The sequence below is a fragment of the Alkalihalophilus lindianensis genome (genome assembly GCF_032843265.1).
Lineage (GTDB): Bacteria > Bacillota > Bacilli > Bacillales > Bacillaceae_D > Alkalihalophilus > Alkalihalophilus lindianensis.
The window spans coordinates 1-259 of the sequence record NZ_JAWJBA010000575.1 but is presented as its reverse complement, the minus strand read 5'-3'; the positions used below and the strand labels follow the sequence as shown (position 1 = coordinate 259).

General features: G+C 44.8%; 1 pseudogene. It reads left to right on the top strand.

The features are described 5' to 3' along the window. A pseudogene (locus tag RYX56_RS23485) lies at window positions 1–259 on the top strand (sulfite reductase [NADPH] flavoprotein alpha-component); the annotation flags it as partial.

Below are 259 nucleotides of genomic sequence, written 5' to 3'. Positions count from 1 at the left end.
ATCATGGTTGGACCGGGAACCGGTGTTGCGCCATTCCGTTCCTTTATGCAGGAACGTGAGGAAATGGGGGCGGAAGGAAAGTCATGGATGTTCTTCGGAGATCAGCATTTTGTGACCGACTTTCTCTACCAGATTGAGTGGCAAACATGGTTGAAAAACGGTATTTTAACGAAAATGGATGTTGCTTTTTCACGGGATCAGGAAGAAAAGGTATATGTGCAGCATCGCATGCTTGAACATAGCAAAGAATTGTTCGAAT